Origin of the sequence: Leptospira weilii (genome assembly GCF_006874765.1) — a bacterium.
Lineage (GTDB): Bacteria > Spirochaetota > Leptospiria > Leptospirales > Leptospiraceae > Leptospira > Leptospira weilii.
Genome location: NZ_CP040840.1, coordinates 2,627,501 through 2,642,500 on the forward strand (window position 1 = coordinate 2,627,501; position 15,000 = coordinate 2,642,500).

At 40.5% G+C, this 15,000-nt stretch carries 12 protein-coding genes (2 of these 12 only partly in view); 3 read left to right on the top strand and 9 right to left on the bottom strand.

Annotation, left to right across the window (positions count from 1 at the left end; genetic code table 11):
• Positions 1-361: the final stretch of a glycosyltransferase family 9 protein gene (locus tag FHG67_RS12645; RefSeq protein WP_016759495.1), read on the top strand. The gene continues 701 nt to the left of window position 1, outside the view; only the last 361 of its 1,062 coding nucleotides appear in the window; its start codon lies beyond the left edge, outside the window; it ends in the stop codon at positions 359-361.
• Positions 362-671: 310 nt separating this feature from the next.
• Here FHG67_RS12645 and FHG67_RS12650 read toward each other — a convergent pair whose 3' ends face one another.
• On the bottom strand, positions 672-1,982 hold the full coding sequence (locus FHG67_RS12650; protein ID WP_004499891.1) for a glycosyltransferase: 1,311 nt from the start codon (positions 1,980-1,982) through the stop codon (positions 672-674).
• Positions 1,983-2,101: 119 nt separating this feature from the next.
• Here FHG67_RS12650 and FHG67_RS12655 point away from each other — a divergent pair, with 119 nt between their 5' ends.
• Positions 2,102-3,424, top strand: coding sequence for an O-antigen ligase family protein (locus FHG67_RS12655; protein ID WP_004499901.1), 1,323 nt, complete (start codon positions 2,102-2,104; stop codon positions 3,422-3,424).
• Positions 3,425-3,805: 381 nt separating this feature from the next.
• Here the strand turns inward: FHG67_RS12655 and FHG67_RS12660 are convergent, their stop codons facing one another.
• From FHG67_RS12660 to rpmB, 8 genes are all read right to left on the bottom strand, one after another.
• Entirely contained in the window at positions 3,806-5,605 is a 1,800-nt protein-coding gene (locus tag FHG67_RS12660) for a phospholipase D-like domain-containing protein (protein ID WP_004499878.1), read from the bottom strand.
• Positions 5,602-7,020, bottom strand: coding sequence for an LA_2168 family protein (locus tag FHG67_RS12665; RefSeq protein ID WP_004499947.1), 1,419 nt, complete (start codon positions 7,018-7,020; stop codon positions 5,602-5,604). The genes FHG67_RS12660 and FHG67_RS12665 overlap by 4 nt, the downstream gene beginning before the upstream one ends.
• Positions 7,017-10,028 carry an LIC11755 family lipoprotein gene (locus tag FHG67_RS12670; RefSeq protein ID WP_036075427.1) on the bottom strand — a complete coding sequence of 1,004 codons (3,012 nt, stop codon included), beginning with the start codon at positions 10,026-10,028 and terminating at the stop codon, positions 7,017-7,019. Before FHG67_RS12670 ends, FHG67_RS12665 begins: the two co-directional genes overlap by 4 nt.
• A gap of 60 nt (positions 10,029-10,088) precedes the next feature.
• Positions 10,089-11,918, bottom strand: coding sequence for an excinuclease ABC subunit UvrC (gene uvrC, locus FHG67_RS12675; protein ID WP_004499904.1), 1,830 nt, complete (start codon positions 11,916-11,918; stop codon positions 10,089-10,091).
• Positions 11,919-12,008: 90 nt separating this feature from the next.
• Positions 12,009-12,518, bottom strand: a complete 510-nt coding sequence (locus FHG67_RS12680; protein WP_004499979.1) for a peptide chain release factor family protein — start codon at positions 12,516-12,518, stop codon at positions 12,009-12,011.
• Between the two features lie 5 nt (positions 12,519-12,523).
• Positions 12,524-12,946, bottom strand: coding sequence for an acyl-CoA thioesterase (locus FHG67_RS12685; protein ID WP_002556300.1), 423 nt, complete (start codon positions 12,944-12,946; stop codon positions 12,524-12,526).
• Between the two features lie 5 nt (positions 12,947-12,951).
• Entirely contained in the window at positions 12,952-13,650 is a 699-nt protein-coding gene (nth, locus tag FHG67_RS12690) for an endonuclease III (protein ID WP_036075421.1), read from the bottom strand.
• Entirely contained in the window at positions 13,598-13,882 is a 285-nt protein-coding gene (gene rpmB / locus FHG67_RS12695; protein ID WP_000113840.1) for a 50S ribosomal protein L28, read from the bottom strand. Before rpmB ends, nth begins: the two co-directional genes overlap by 53 nt.
• 141 nt (positions 13,883-14,023) lie before the next feature.
• On the opposite strand from rpmB, the gene FHG67_RS12700 reads away from it, so the two are divergent.
• A protein-coding gene (locus FHG67_RS12700) for a hypothetical protein (RefSeq protein ID WP_004499921.1) crosses the window boundary here: on the top strand, positions 14,024-15,000 show its 5' portion. The gene runs 67 nt beyond the window's last position; only the first 977 of its 1,044 coding nucleotides appear in the window; the start codon lies at positions 14,024-14,026; its stop codon lies beyond the right edge, outside the window.

Below are 15,000 nucleotides of genomic sequence, written 5' to 3' on the forward strand. Positions count from 1 at the left end.
CGGCTTCGAGGAATCTTTGAAGATCGTTTCCGGCGGTAAATTGGGGATTCGAGGCGAACTCGGAATCATGGAAAAGATGGACGTCATGATCGGGATGGATTCTTCCAACGTACACATCGCCGCACTTTTAAAAAGACCGGTGATCGGAATTTATGGAACGACCCACCCGCATTCCGGCTTCGCTCCGTTTGGTCAGGAAGATTCCGGAGTATTACAAATCGATAATTTATCTTGTAGACCTTGTAGTATATACGGAAACACCACTTGTTATCGCAAAGACTTTGCCTGTATGGAATGGATTCAACCGGAAGATGTTATCAAAAGAATTCAGGTAGTTTACAATATCAACACTTTGTTTTAGTTTAAAATCTTGTAAGAATTGAACAAACCGGAATTATCATGGATTACTTGAGTAAAATTGAGAGATTTTCGAACAACCCTTTTCGTTGTTAAATTCTTATAGGGTTCCCACATCCCAAAGTTTTAAGAGCAGACTTAAATAACGTGAGTTCGGCGCGATTCATTTTTCTGAAAAGTCTGAACTTTGTAAATCTATTCTAAAATGCGGGAAACTACCGCATGAATCCGAGGTCAGTTAGGAAAAGGATTCGTAAGAAATCTTTATCCATATCTCATTTGGAGAAATAGTTGCGATCGAAACAAACGTTGTTCTATTCAAAATATCTTAAGAACTGATCCAACGGATCGGGAAGAGAAAAAAGCATATTGATCAACGTATTTCTTTTCTTCTTATTCTTAACACTCGCAACCGTTTGATAAACCTCTTCCATTTTATCAACACAGACCGTCATTTCATGCGCTTTGGAGATTTTAATGGATTCCTTCGAAAACTTTTCGTAAAGAGGGGGATCTTTCAAAATCGCCACCGCTTTTTCGGCGATCCCTTTTACATCGAAAGGTTTTGCGATATATCCGTTTTTGTCGTCGTGAATGAGTTCTGGAATCGCAAAAGAATCCACTCCAACGGCGGGAAGCCCACAAGCAATGGATTCCAAAATTACAAGCCCTTGGGTTTCCATCGTGGATGCGGTCAGAAACAAATCGTACTTCGGATACTCTTCCGGAAGTTGTTCCCTCTTTATAAATCCGGTAAAAGTAACAGCATTTTCCACGCCTAAATTCCGAGCTTGAATTTTCAAAGATGGAAGAGCCGGGCCATCCCCAATGATCGTAAGAGTGGAATCCGGAATTTCATCGTGAATCAGTTTGAACGCATTCAATATCACATCACAATTCTTCTCATAGGAAATTCTTCCCACATGTAGAAGTTTCGGAGCGGAAGTTAATTGTTTGATGCTTCCTTTAAAACTCGTAAGATCGAGCCCATTCGATATGACCGCAATTTTGGTTTTTAATCCAAATTCACGAAGTTGCTTTTCGATCAGATGAGACGGCGAAATGATAAGATCACAGCGTTCGTAGATGTTGTTTGAAATCTTCAGAATAACCTTTTTGCGAATGTTGAACTTATCGAATTTTTCGATCTTACTTAAATCCTTCATTTTCAACTTCTTGTCGGATTTGCTCGCTTTCAAAAAAAGTTTGTCCAGTTTGAGAAGTCTGTAAAAAGAGAGATACATGTCCTGTTCAGACATCAGCGTATGATAAGTTCCTATCGTAGGGATTCCGTATTTCTCGGTCGCATTAATTCCATAAAGCCCTAACAAGCCCGGAGTGTGAATATGAACCAAGTCGGGTTCGAATTCCTTGATCACTCTTTTGATTTTTGTAGGCGAAGGAAGAACAACTTTAATATCGGGATAACTCGGAAGATATCCGCTCCTGAATCTTTCAATTCGAATCGAATCACCTATGTGATAGAAATCCTCTTCGCCATATTTCGGACAGCAAATCGCAAATGTATGACCTCTTTTTGCGAGAAGATCCGCGAAATTTTTCATGGAGATCGCAACTCCGTCTACCTTAGGAAGGAAGGTATCGGAAAAGTAAAGAACCCTCATCAAAGATCTCCTCATTCACAGACTTATCAAAATCCAGTGTTTCAAATACGATTGAAAGAAAATATCGAATTTACAATTCCCAGGTTTTATAGAATCTGGGTTTCAATCGATTAGAGAAGATGCCCGAACGTCTTAGAAAAATCACTCTTTTTTTATTTTGTGCAAGTATTGTGACAATCGGTTTATCCGTATCTCTTAGCCAAGGATTCTTAGTTTTCGCATTCTTAACATCGTTATTCTCTTCGAAAAAAACTTCGGGTTTTTGGAAAGAACCCGTGATTCTCATCGGAATTTCATTTTTTGGCTGGTATCTGAGCGATTTTGTCATTCATTCCTTTCGGGAAGAAAATTTTCGAACTTACTCCAAAATCGCATTCAATGCAGAACTCAAAGACATTTTTCTTTTCATGGGATTAGTTCTATCTTGGAACTTAAAAAAAGAGGAATTTCCGGTAATTTTAAAATCCTTAAACGCTCTCTTTTGGATTCTACTCATAACCGGTTTTGTTTCTAGTTTTTCCCCGGTTCGTCTTTCTAGACTTGTCAGTGACTTATACAGGGAATCTTCTAACTGGAAATTCACCCATCCCATGGGTCATGTCGGAGGATTATCTCTTTATATTCCGATCGGTCTGATGAACACTCATCTCACGTTCGGGGGACTTTTACAGTTTTTTTTCCCCTTACCCGTTTTTCTTTTTTTGAGATTCTTTTTTGATCATAATTTCAAAAGAGCCGGAATTCAAGGAATCATACTCTTAACTTTTCTTTATGTAGTCTTTTTAAACAACGCCCGCTCCTCCATGTTGGGTGCGATTTTTTCATCAATCACCGCATTTCTTGTTTTAGGAGTCGTTCGTAAAGAACTACCGACTACAAAAATTTTGCTCTTCGCCAGCGGAACTCTCACGCTTCTACTTATTTTAGGAATTGCACTTTCGTTCACACAAGCCGGCCAAAAGATCATAGACCCTCTCTTTGGAAAAGAAAAACATACGGATTCCGGAAGAACCTTTATCTGGGATTCCACATTTCCTTTGATGAAAGACAATCCTTTCATAGGAGTCGGGCCCGGAAATTACGATCGGGAAATCGAAAGATCCAGAAAAGAACACTCCGAAAAATACAGGGAGCTCTACTATTTTTACGAAACGACTCAGAGAGGACACGCTCATAACGATTACTTTCATCTTTTTGCGGTTTTCGGTTTTCCCGGAATCTTTCTTTTTCTTTTTCTGGGAACCGAGTTATATCGTAGATTGATTACTACAAATCTTCCCTACGAACATTCCTTGTATTTTTTCGGTTTATCTGGTTTTTTCTTTTCCGGACTTTTTCAGTGTTATTTTCAAGACGACGAAGTAGTAATTTTATTTTGGATTCTCTGCGGACTTTTTCTAAGATTATCCAAAGAAAAATCCGACTCAATCGTTGCAATTTAAACAAGTCTCGATCTTTTTATCATTCGATTTCCACCTATCTCAAATCCAAATCATATTCGTCAGTACCGATAACCAACCCCATAAATTAAGAAGACTTTTGGGATCATAAGGATCAAAAACTGATATTTTTCAAGTGTTCCGACAAGAATGAGGCTTTTTACTTGCAAGAAGTATGATTTTCTGATAGAGAAAAGTCTCTTGAGATTTTCCCGCCTCCAGGCTCAATGATTTGCTCCCTAAGGGTCGCTCATCACCTCCACCCAAAATCATGTACATCCTGGGACATACCTCAGGGTGGGACTGAGCCTGTTTCACAGAGGATTTGTCGGAATTCCGACAGATTTATCTTCGGATCCAAGTACTTGTGGGGTTTGTTATGAGTCAGTACCGATAGCAATACGTTCCAAATCTTTTTCTGGCATCGATTGAAGCCTTTTCCGCTGAAGAACTTATTCCAGGCAAAAAAGCATCTTCTCGGTACGAAAGAATCTCCTGGATCAATTCCGTATATTCCGTTCCTTTTTTTGAATACTCGTGAAAACAAAACGCAAGAAATGAAGACTCGTATTCCAAAAAGATCATTCCCTCAGTCGAATGAGGAACGACGTAAAAAGTATTCCCCGACGTATTCCAAGGAATTGTGATCGGACCGTTTCCCTTTTGATAGAAGAAAATGGAAATCGGATTTTTAAATTCGATTAGGTCTTGCGGAAAAAATAAATTTCCCGATTGGACGGAATAAAACGTGGGAACAAATAAATGTACTGGTTTATGTTCAAAATCCGCTTGAAAGTCGTTCGTCGTCGACGCGACAAAAAGCTTTCCTTGTTTCGTCAGTAAAATCCCTTTTTCCCTAAAACGTTTCGTCTTGACCGGATGATTGGTTCTTTTCCCAGTAAAACCGCTGCTGGAAGACGTAAAATCCGAAACTTCTTTGCAAGATTCCGTAGGAAGAAAAGTATATTCCAAAATTGACATCAGAAACGTTTTTCCAGATTCCAAATAAAAAGACTCTTCCTCGGTTGTGTCGGTTCTACAGATGGTTTGTTCGACTCCGATCGGAATTGAATTTTCAAAATAGCCGAAGTGAACACCATTCGATTCATTTTCTGTTCCGAACGAAGTTGTCCTATAAACGATCGCGTTTACGTGAACTCGTTCCCACTCCTCTATGTAAGCGTTGATCAAATACGGATCAGTGGTTTTGAAAAGAATTTCTCGGTTATTATCCCTAGCGCTGATCGAAAAATTATACGAACCGGAAATCAATGTCTTATCGTCCACGATCATCGTTTTATGGTGCAAAAGCCCGCCCTTACCGAAAGAACCCGACTCAATTACATCTTCATTTCCATCACCCGCAATCTCGGAACCGGGATTCTCAAATACACCGGCTAGATACTTGCCTTCTTCATCCACGGGAGAATCGTAAATACCTTTGACATTCACCCCTCTACGATCCGCCAAAGCCAGTCTAGAAGTCAGGACGGAATCGAAATGATCGAAAATCAAATAACGAATGTCTCTTTGCGCGCGATCGACTTCCCTTAAGATCAGATTTTGAATCAATCTTCCTTTTTCCGGAGAAATATAAAATTGGAACGGAGGAATGTTAAGCGAAGTAATTCCCGAATCTTCCTCCAAAAATGCATAAAAGTCTTCTATTTCGGAATCGAATAGATCGAAGGAAATATAACCATTCAGATCATTCTCAAGGCCGTACCAAGTGAAATTACCGGAACCCAAAAATAGCTTTTTTCGATCCACAATGAGTATTTTAGAATGTTGCAAACCTGATCTTTCCCATTTTCGAAACATACCGAGACTTTTAAATTCGTCCGCATATTCCTTTTCCGGATCGGCCACGATTCCGATCTTAACCCCTCTTGCATTCGCTTTCTTCAAAGCTTCCAAAATTTCGGGATCCTCGAAAGAATAGACCCAAAGATCAATCGTAAACCCAGCGCCTTCAATCAATCGTAAAATCTTATCCCGTACATTCCTTTTTTTGAAAGTATGAATGTAACGCCCAGGATACGAAAAACTAGCTTCCACATTCCGCGTTTTCCCCCACTCTAACCAGAAATACTCGGAATCGAGGCGATTGGAACAAGTTGCCAAGAAAAGAAAAAAACAGATATAAAGAAAAAGGAAAACAAAAGCGTTCGAAATTTTTCTCATAAAACGACACCCGAAACAATTTGAAAGAATAATTCTTTTTTTGCACTTTCAGGATCGCTCCAAGAACCGCCCAAAGAAGCTTTCAGATATAAAAAATCAAACTTCGTATTTTCGGAAGGAAAATAAATCAGAGTTTCAACCAAGGCTTCCCGGAGAAAATCCTTTCGAAAACCGTCCTTGGACATCGTAAGCGCGCCTTCATTTCCTTTCGTGTCGGAAAGAAAAAAATAAGAGGCGATATAAAAACGAAATCGAATAAGAGATTCTTGATATTCTAAATTGATTCCCGTCCAAGCGGATTGACGTTTTCCACTTTGAATTCCGGATTGCTTCTCCAGGCCTCGATCCGTAATCCAAGCGGAAGGATTAAAGTCCAAACTCTGATTTGTGCTGAACACCGGAGAAGGCGATGAGCCGACTCCGATAAAACCGAGTTCCAAAACTTCTCCGTTCTCATTTCTTTTATCCCGATCGGGAAGAAAACCGAAGACATCAAACTTCCAAAAATTCCAAGCAACCCCGGTGGAAATTAAAACGGCCTCCCCCGTAATGGGGATTGCACTCGCTTGTCGTATTCGATTCCAACCGGTTCTATCCTGCCCTCTCGCCAAAATTCCGGAAAAAAAACAATGAAACCGAGAATATTTCAATTTCAGTTCTATCGTAGAATGTGTGAGATAATCCCGATCGCCCGAGGAAACGTTTCCCGTCTCCGAAATTAAATCATTCGCATATCTTCCCCAATTTTGGAGATTGAGATATTGAAAACGAAACCCTGTTTCCAAGTAAGGCAAATCATAACGATAACTTACCCCTCCTCTATAACGATTTTTGAATGTGTTCGAAATGGAATCCTTAACCTCAATCTCACCAGCGGGATCAAACTGAGTCCTTTTTGTATTTAGAATCGTATTCCTAAATCCGTTCTTTTCAAATAAGGAATAACCGGAATAAAAATCAAAGAGATCCAAACGAACACGACCCAATTCGCCAAAATTTGCTTTGATTACAATCCCGTCCGTTCCGTCCATCCAATCCGCAAATGCGGATCCCTTCATCTCCTCTTGAATCCTGCCTACGATGAGAGAAACGTTCTCTTTTCTAAATTCGAAAAATAGATTTTTTCCTGCAAAGAAAGCCAGTTTAGACTCGGCGGAAGCGGTCAGATCCGCTTGTAATTTTATATTTACACGAGACATTTCCAGGCTTCGGTCGATTCCACCATGAATTAAAGAAGAGTTAATCCGTAGTTCCTTGTAAATCCGATCCTCTTTCGCTTGAGAAAGATCGGAAACTTTTTGAGTTCCTGCCAATCCCCACCCCATCCAAGAAATTTGAGTCCAACCTTTACTTTTCTCGGACGCTGAAATCTGAAAAAATATTATAAAATAGGAATATACAAAAAGCTTTTTCATAAATTCCCCTTCTTTTCGATTTCATAATCGGAGGAGGAGTCGCCGGAACGATTTTCTTTGAGAAGAATCAAATCATCCGTATCGGCGTCGATGGAAAATGGAAATGGGGAAAATTGATTTCCGTAACTGTGAATGTGGACGAGATTTCCTTGAATTTCCTGAAAAAGATCCAAACCTTCGTTTTTACCGATTCCATTTCCGATCGTAGTCGTCTTATCAATCGTAAAAACTTTTCGAAACGTCGTGGAATGAAAGGGAACAGATTCATTCTTAAAATTGGGAGAAAGGACGTAACCGCATTCTCCCGAATTTAGAAATCTATCCGCAAAAATCCAACCGAATGAAGTCGGATTATAATTTATCCAACCAAGCGGAGGATTGGCTCCGAAACGAAAGGAATACTCCACCAGACGATCGGCAGAGGAACTGTCCCGAATTTCCAAACTGCGAACGTCCACAGATTCAAGACCCCAATTGCAAATCGACAACCATTCATTCGTAGACACGGTGGGATTCGGGTATACGGCCGAAATCAAAATCCCAGAGGAACCGGGAATTCCGACGAGTTCTTCGCCTCCGACAGGAACAAGATAGTTAAGAACCTCTTTTCGAATATTCAAGGATCCTAAAATTCCAGATCGAAGATCGCTCCATAAATTTAAGAACCCTGACGTCGATAACCGAACGGAACCGTTGGGTTGAAACGTAAAGACCTGGATAGATCCGTCACTCGGACTATTCCGATCCAAATTAAAACTGATCCAAGGATCTAAGATAGAAATTAGATTTTCCGAATATTCTTTTTGAAAAAATGGAAGACTTCTATTTTCAAGTCCTGGACTTGCTTCCGTTCCGATACAACTTGTTTTTCTCGAAGAAACGTCGGAAAGCGCACTGTTTTTCCAAACGCTTGCACCGGATAAAGTTCGGATCTTGGACGCGGATCTCCTCAGTTTTTGAGAAGTGGAATTGATTCCCAAAGAGTCCCAACTTATCCAATCATTCTCTATGTTCCCGTCCACGAAAAGAAGTCGGATCTTTCCCTTACTTCCCAAACTTAATTCGGGAGCGATCCAAGTCTCTACTTTGGGAAAGCAGACCAACTTGCCGATAGATAACACGTTTCTTCCCGGCTTCAAAGGTAAAATAAACCGATAATTTTTATTTCCCGAAATAATTTCCAAAATTCTAGAAGTTATGGAAGCCGAATCGATCTCGATGAAACGATCCGCGCTTACGGATACCGTTCCGTCATACGACCCCATCCAGGAAATTTCGGAAACATCTGCAAAAGATTTCCAAGCAGAATCCGCAAGATCCGTTTTTCTTCCCGGGTTCATGGAATGAAAATTTTGAATTTCAACGGAGAGAGCATTCGAAGAAGATATCGGATGCGGAATCCAAACATTCTCCCTCCACAAAAGAGAAACTACGGAACCATCCGTTTTTGTCAAAATCGGAATTTCCGAAGAATCATTCGAAAGAATACTGATCTTTTTTGAAATTCGATCCTTTAAAAAAACGGATTTTCCGAATTCAAAATCCTTGAGTTCGGACGGGGAAACAAGAACATCTTTTTTCAAAAAATCCCGTTTCCCTAACGTGAAAATGCCCCCCGGCCGTATAACTTTCGAGTCTAGCCAAACAGGAATTTCCTTTCCTTCGTTTTCCAAGGATAAGGAATTCGGATTACATATACTATTTCCGGAATATTCTAAATCGATAAACTTTTGCTTCTGATCCACCTTCCCGTCCAAATACAAGCCTGTAAAATTCGCCTCTTCGATTTGAAACGCGCTCGAATCGCAAAAAGGAGGATCATTCCATTCTTGGCTTTGTTTCGAAACTCCGAAGCCGGGATCCATACAAAATCTTTCTAAGACATCAGAGAGGAAAAAATTGGAACAGATGGAATAGAAATCTTCATGCGAAGAATAATATCTTCCTCCCTCCAAAAAAGTTTTTTCGGAATTTTTATAAACATTCTTCGCATCCTTAGATTTTAAGATCCAATCCCCCTTTTTCTTCAAATCCGACCAAGGAAAAGAAACAGATTCGCCCCCGGGAAGAACGCTGCCCGTTTCCACTTTGAGAATCGTTTCGCCCGGAATCAAAAATTGCGGCCCGGCAAGAAGCGAATACGTTCCCGAACTCGTTTCCAACTCCAGATCTTGAAAACAAATCGGATCTTTTTGGGGATTGTTCAATTCCAAAAATCTTCCGATAGGAGATTCTGTTCCTCCGAAAATCTCGCTTAAAACGGGAAGGTCCGTTTTACATAAACTCGTAATTTGAAGATTTTGTTTTTGAATTTCCAGAAGAAACTCGGAGAGAATCGAAACGTCACCCGGAATATCCACAACGAGAGTATTCTTAGAAGAAATAAAATCTTCGGAAGAAAACAGGACCCGAATCTTTTCATTTGTAGCCAAAACGCTGAAACCGACAAACGCGTTCGTGGAATGCGGTTTTAAAATCGAATTTTCAGAAAAAACACTGACCCGATTTAATTCCGGAAATTTTTCCTTTTGGAGCATTCGATCCAACTCCTTTGAACCGGAAAGAATCAACCAATCCTCGTTTATGTTTTCGAGAAGATCCCGATTCTGTTGGATCCACACACTCGCCTGTCCGTTGGATGAAAATTCGAAAAACTCAGGCTCCGTCCTGGAATCTAAATTTGTATTCCATAATTTTAAAATATTTTGTAATTCTAATTCAACGTCCCCTTTTTGATCCGGAAAACAAATCGAAATTCCGAATACAGAAACCGTTCCGCTAAATAGACAAACAATTCCCGGAGCCGTTTTGATTCTAACACCTGGATGTTTCCATTCTTCGAGGATCTCTTTCGGGATCTCCGAAGCAACGACGTTTATCGGTTCATAAAAGAGTTTGAATTCTCCCGCATTTGTAATCGGAAAAAGAAACGCTGAGTTCCCTTTACCGCGGCAAGAGTCGAGTCCGAAAAGAAGAAAAATCGTTGCAAACACGAATTTGAGCTTCATGTTTTCCTCCGTCCGGTACGGTTCCAGAAACAACAGATTCGTTTTGAATTTTAGAACTTTTTATTCTTTTTTTTGAAGTTGTCTCAGAATTTTTTCGGCGAGATTTTCCCCGATTCCAGAAACGGCAAGAAGTTCCTCTTTGGTTGCGTCTTCGATTTTTTTTTCTCCCGAAAAGTGTTGGAGAAGCAGTTTGCTTCTTTTGAAACCGATATCCGGAACGCCTTGAATGAGAGCGCGCATAGTCTCTTTGTTCCTACGCGATCTATGATGTGAAACTCCGAATCGATGCGCCTCGTCCCGAAGATGACGAAGCAATTTCATTCCGGATGAATTCATATCAAAGATAAAAGGTTCGTTGTCTCCGGGAAAATAAATCTCCTCTCTCTTCTTTGCAAGACCGATCATAGGAATTCTTTCCGCCCCCGCCTCCACTGCGGCTTCGCAGGCTTTGGCCAGCTGGGTCGGTCCTCCGTCGATCACGATGAGATCCGGGAAAACGCTGTCCTCGTTGACAATTCTTTGCAGACGCCTAGAAATCACCTCGTGGATCATTCCGGGATCGTTGATCCCCTTATAACCTCTTATATTATACTTTCTATATCCTTGTTTGAATGGTTTTCCTTCCACAAACATCACACCACTCGCAACCGGCTCCGAACCTTGAAAGTGGCTGATATCGTAGCATTCGATGATATGAGGAGGATGTTCCAGAGAAAACATCTCTTGGATTTCTTTCAAAGAAGCGGTTTGATCCCTATAGTGAGTCGCAAGTAGTCTTTCGGTTAATCCAAGTTCCGCATTTTTTTCCGCAATTTTTAAAAGGGAACGTTTATCTCCACCGCGAGGGGACTTGAGTTTGGGTCTGAAACCCGTTTTCTCCTGAAGCACATCCATAACCGCGACAGTTTCCTCTTGAATGTCCGCCGGAACAAAAATCAAAGGAGGAACCAAAGCCGCATTTAAATAATAATCTCTGAAAAAAGCTCCTAGAATTTCCGAATCTTCCGCATCCAAAACTCCTTGAATCGGAAAAGATTTTTTGGTTTCCAACCGTCCGCCTCGAACTTCAAGAAGAATAACCTGACCTTCGTCCTTCTTCCTGGCAAATCCGATCACATCCTCGTCCCCGCCTTCCGGGCTGACCACAGTTTGTTTTTCTCGGAAGTTTTGAATTCGCTGGAGCATATCCCGATAACGAGCTGCTTTTTCAAAATCCATCCGATCCGACGACGCACTCATTTTGACGCTGAGATCTCCCACGAGAGATTCTTTTTTGCCCTCTAAGAATTGAATCACTTGATCAATTACAACTTTATAATCTTCTACGGGAATATTTCCTTGGCAAGGGCCGAGACAACGCCCCATATCGAAGTTCAAACAGGGTCTTCTGGGTTTCGACAACGGAAGCACCTGTCTCGTTTTACGAACAGGAAAAATTCTCAAGATGATGTCTAATGTTTCTCTTGTAGATTTTACGTCCGAATAAGGACCGAAATAACGATCCCCGTTGTCTTTGAGCTTTCTTGTGATAGAAACCATCGGAAAAGGCTCCGAAAGAGAAACGCAGATGTACGGATATTTTTTATCGTCTTTCAAACGAACGTTAAAACGAGGATTGTGTTTTTTGATGAGAGTCGCTTCTAGAATCAGAGCCTCTTTTTCGGTTCCGGTTGCAATCCAGTCAAGATCGAAGATTTCCTTTTGAAGCGCTCGTGTTTTTATATCGGGATGATTTTCTTTGAGATAATTGCGGATTCTTTTGTCCAAATTTTTAGCCTTACCTACGTATAAAACCTCTCCCTTTCTGGATTTCCAAAGATAACAGCCCGGAGAAACGCCTAAGTTTTTTATTTTTTCCAGAATCAGAGTATGATTTAAAATTTCAGGCATAGGTATTAGGAATCAGATGTCAGGAATCAGATTTCAGTGTAAAGACAAAGTTCTAACATTCTTTAGACGCCGATGTTTGCCAGAATCGATTCACAAGGCACTTGAATCTGAAATAAACTTGTCGGAGTTCCGACTTTGATTCAAAGGCATTCGTTCTTCGTTTAAACTTTCTGGATTTTCCGATTCGACTTCCAAACTTTCATCCGGTTCCAAAAGAATAGAAGAAAAGTTTTGATCCTTTCTGGAATATTTTTCTTTCTTTCGTTTTTTATCTTTTTGTTTATTACGAATCGATTTCTTCCGTTCATCACTCAGGATACCCTGATTTTTACGCTTTAGCTCCCGAATTTTTTCACATAAAATCATTCTTGCCTTATAACGATTGAGGCCTTGGGTTCTATAAAGAGAACATTTAACTTCGATTCCGGTTGGTTTGTGCTTGAGATGAACCGCAGTGGAAACCTTATTTACATTTTGCCCGCCCTTGCCCCCGCTTCTCGTAAAACTTTCCTCCAGTTCGTTTTCTTTTACTTTCAGAGCTTCCATGAGTTCCAAAAGTTTAGATTCCTTTTCGACCGAAACGGGAAAACGAAAAGCCATAAAGATTATTTCAGATCTCGAAATTCGAAATGGTCTTTGAAATAAGGAAACGGTCTTCCATTTTCATCTAGACAAACATAAGTAATCTTACAATCGATGATCTCTTTGAGTTCTTTTCTATTCTGGCTTTTTCCGATGGAAGTGTTTCGAATCGTGATGGAACTGTTTCCTATTCTATCAATTTTAGAAAAGATCTGAATGATATCTCCCAAAAGTCCGGGGCTTTTAAACACAACGTCCGCCATACTCACGGTAACGATATTCGAATAACGAATTTTCTCCATGACATACATGGCGCAACCCTCGTCGATCCAAGCAAGCATCTGACCTCCAAAAAGAAATCCGTGTTGATTGAGATCCCTGGGCATAACGATATGCTGGGTCGCAAGTTCCATTCCTTCCAATTTCTGATCGATAAATACTTCCATAAAAATCAAACTCCTTGGGCAACCGAGGATGATGGGCAATCCTTTTTAAGGATACATTCCTCACAAAATCGGCGATGTGCCTTACAATTTTTTCTTCCTAAAAAAATCAAATACAAGGAAATATCTCTCCAATATTTTTTGGGAAGAATCGACATAAGATCTTTCTCTACCTGAACCGGATCGTTTTTAGTCGTCAGTCCGAGAACCTTCGAAATTCGATTTACGTGGGTATCGACTACGATTCCTTCCACAAGTCCGTGAACCTCGGACAAAACCACGTTTGCGGTCTTACGACCGAATCCGGGAAGTGTGGTAAGCTCCGCGATCGTCTTTGGAATTTTACCGTCAAAGTCGTTTAACAATTTTCTAGCAAATCCCTGAATGGACTTCGCTTTATTATGATAAAATCCGGTGGAAAAGATCAAAGCTTCAATGTCTTTTAAATCCGCGTTGGCAAAGGATTCCAGACTGGAAAAAGTTTTAAAAAGAGCGGGAGTAACCTGATTGACTCGCTCGTCCGTGCACTGAGCACTTAAGATGACTGCGATAGCAAGTTCGTAATGATGCTTGAAATGAAGAGGGGTTTGTATCTTCCCGAATTCTTTTCTTAAAAGAAAAAAAATCCGGGAAAACCACTTTAAAAAAGCAGGATCAGGCTTTTTTAGGGGCCTGTTTTGTAATTCCTGCGTATTTTTTCGGAGCAAGAACACCCAAGGATCCGCCGTTATCTTTGATGGCGGCCTTAATTCCTTTTTTTCTCAGAGTTCTAAGAGCTCTGGTAGAAAGACGAATCGTAACCCAGCGGTTCTCGTCCTCCAAAAAGATTCTTTTTTTGATCAGATTCACCTTCCAGGTTCTTCTTGTCTTGATATGGGAATGGGAAACATTGTTCCCAGAGACAGTGCCTCTTCCGGTTACTTCACATCTTCTGGCCATAGTAGGGACAGAGTCGGCCTATACCTCTTCTGAGTCAACCTTTCTGCCGATTTTCTGGCGTTTAGAAAGAATTTTGGATGACTTTTTTCTTTTTTTAGGTAGAGAATCTTACAGCTTGTAAAAAGACTACCAATCAACTCGATGCTCAGACCTGCCTTTACAAGCTTTCGACTTTGGTTAGACCGTATTTGGAAAATCGACGTTTTTCCATTTTTTCAAAGCAAACAAGTCCAAATCACGCGCCGTCTTCAATCAATTGTTCACGAAGAATTCACCAAAGAACAAATCGTGGATCCGAGACAATTTCATCATGTTCTATACGATACCAATCTTCCTTTAGAAAACGGAATCCCTTCCGAATTCGCATCGACACTAGAAATCGATGCGAGTTCGTTTGCGGGAGGAAAGAAAAAACTCAGGATGAAACAGAAACTTCATTCGAGTTTTTCGAAACAGATAAAGTACCGACTCTGGCAACTTCTTAGGAAATCTCTTTATGCCTTCCGGGAAAAATCTTGGAAATTTTTTTTCCCAAAAAAAGAACTGGATTCGAAAGAATTACAAAGTTTTCCGGATTTACTGAGTACGGCTTCTCCGAATCCGTATCGTTTGTATCTGCACTCTTTAATCTTTTGGGAGGAAATCTTTCCTTGGGAAGAATGGAAATCGTCGCTTCCGATTTCCTGGATTCCGTTCGGCGGCTCCAAAAAAATCAAACTCAGATTCGTGGCGGCAAAAGCGGCATCCTTTTCCAAACAAGAGTTTTATGAGGAATCCTATTCTCCGGAACTCGCTTTCTGCGATCTTTACGCCCAAGGTTATCTCAGAGAGACATCCGATAAGAGCGTGGACTTGGAAAATCCGGAGTCGTACTATTTGGGTACATTCTTTCCTTCTAAATTGGAAAGAAAGAATCTTCCCCTTTGGTTGCAAGAGAGAAATTTATTTCCAAACGAATTTCAGTGGAAGAGTTCTTCTAAGGAGCAGGTTCTTAAAATTTTGAATCAAGAAATCCGTTTTAAGATCGAAAGCGAAACGCAAGAATCCTACGATTCCGAATTCTTACAGGTCGGCGGAAAACGTTTCCTTCTAAAGAGCGATCTTTTAAAAGGAAGATT

Excerpts from the sequence above, each read along its gene's own strand:
- FHG67_RS12660 (WP_004499878.1), bottom strand. The coding sequence starts at position 5,605 with ATGAGAAAAATTTCGAACGCTTTTGTTTTCCTTTTTCTTTATATCTGT.
- FHG67_RS12670 (WP_036075427.1), bottom strand. The coding sequence starts at position 10,028 with ATGAAGCTCAAATTCGTGTTTGCAACGATTTTTCTTCTTTTCGGACTC.
- FHG67_RS12655 (WP_004499901.1), top strand. The coding sequence starts at position 2,102 with ATGCCCGAACGTCTTAGAAAAATCACTCTTTTTTTATTTTGTGCAAGT.
- FHG67_RS12685 (WP_002556300.1), bottom strand. The coding sequence starts at position 12,946 with ATGGAAGTATTTATCGATCAGAAATTGGAAGGAATGGAACTTGCGACC.
- uvrC (WP_004499904.1), bottom strand. The coding sequence starts at position 11,918 with ATGCCTGAAATTTTAAATCATACTCTGATTCTGGAAAAAATAAAAAAC.
- FHG67_RS12650 (WP_004499891.1), bottom strand. The coding sequence starts at position 1,982 with ATGAGGGTTCTTTACTTTTCCGATACCTTCCTTCCTAAGGTAGACGGA.
- FHG67_RS12680 (WP_004499979.1), bottom strand. The coding sequence starts at position 12,518 with ATGGCTTTTCGTTTTCCCGTTTCGGTCGAAAAGGAATCTAAACTTTTG.
- FHG67_RS12665 (WP_004499947.1), bottom strand. The coding sequence starts at position 7,020 with ATGAAAAAGCTTTTTGTATATTCCTATTTTATAATATTTTTTCAGATT.
- rpmB (WP_000113840.1), bottom strand. The coding sequence starts at position 13,882 with ATGGCCAGAAGATGTGAAGTAACCGGAAGAGGCACTGTCTCTGGGAAC.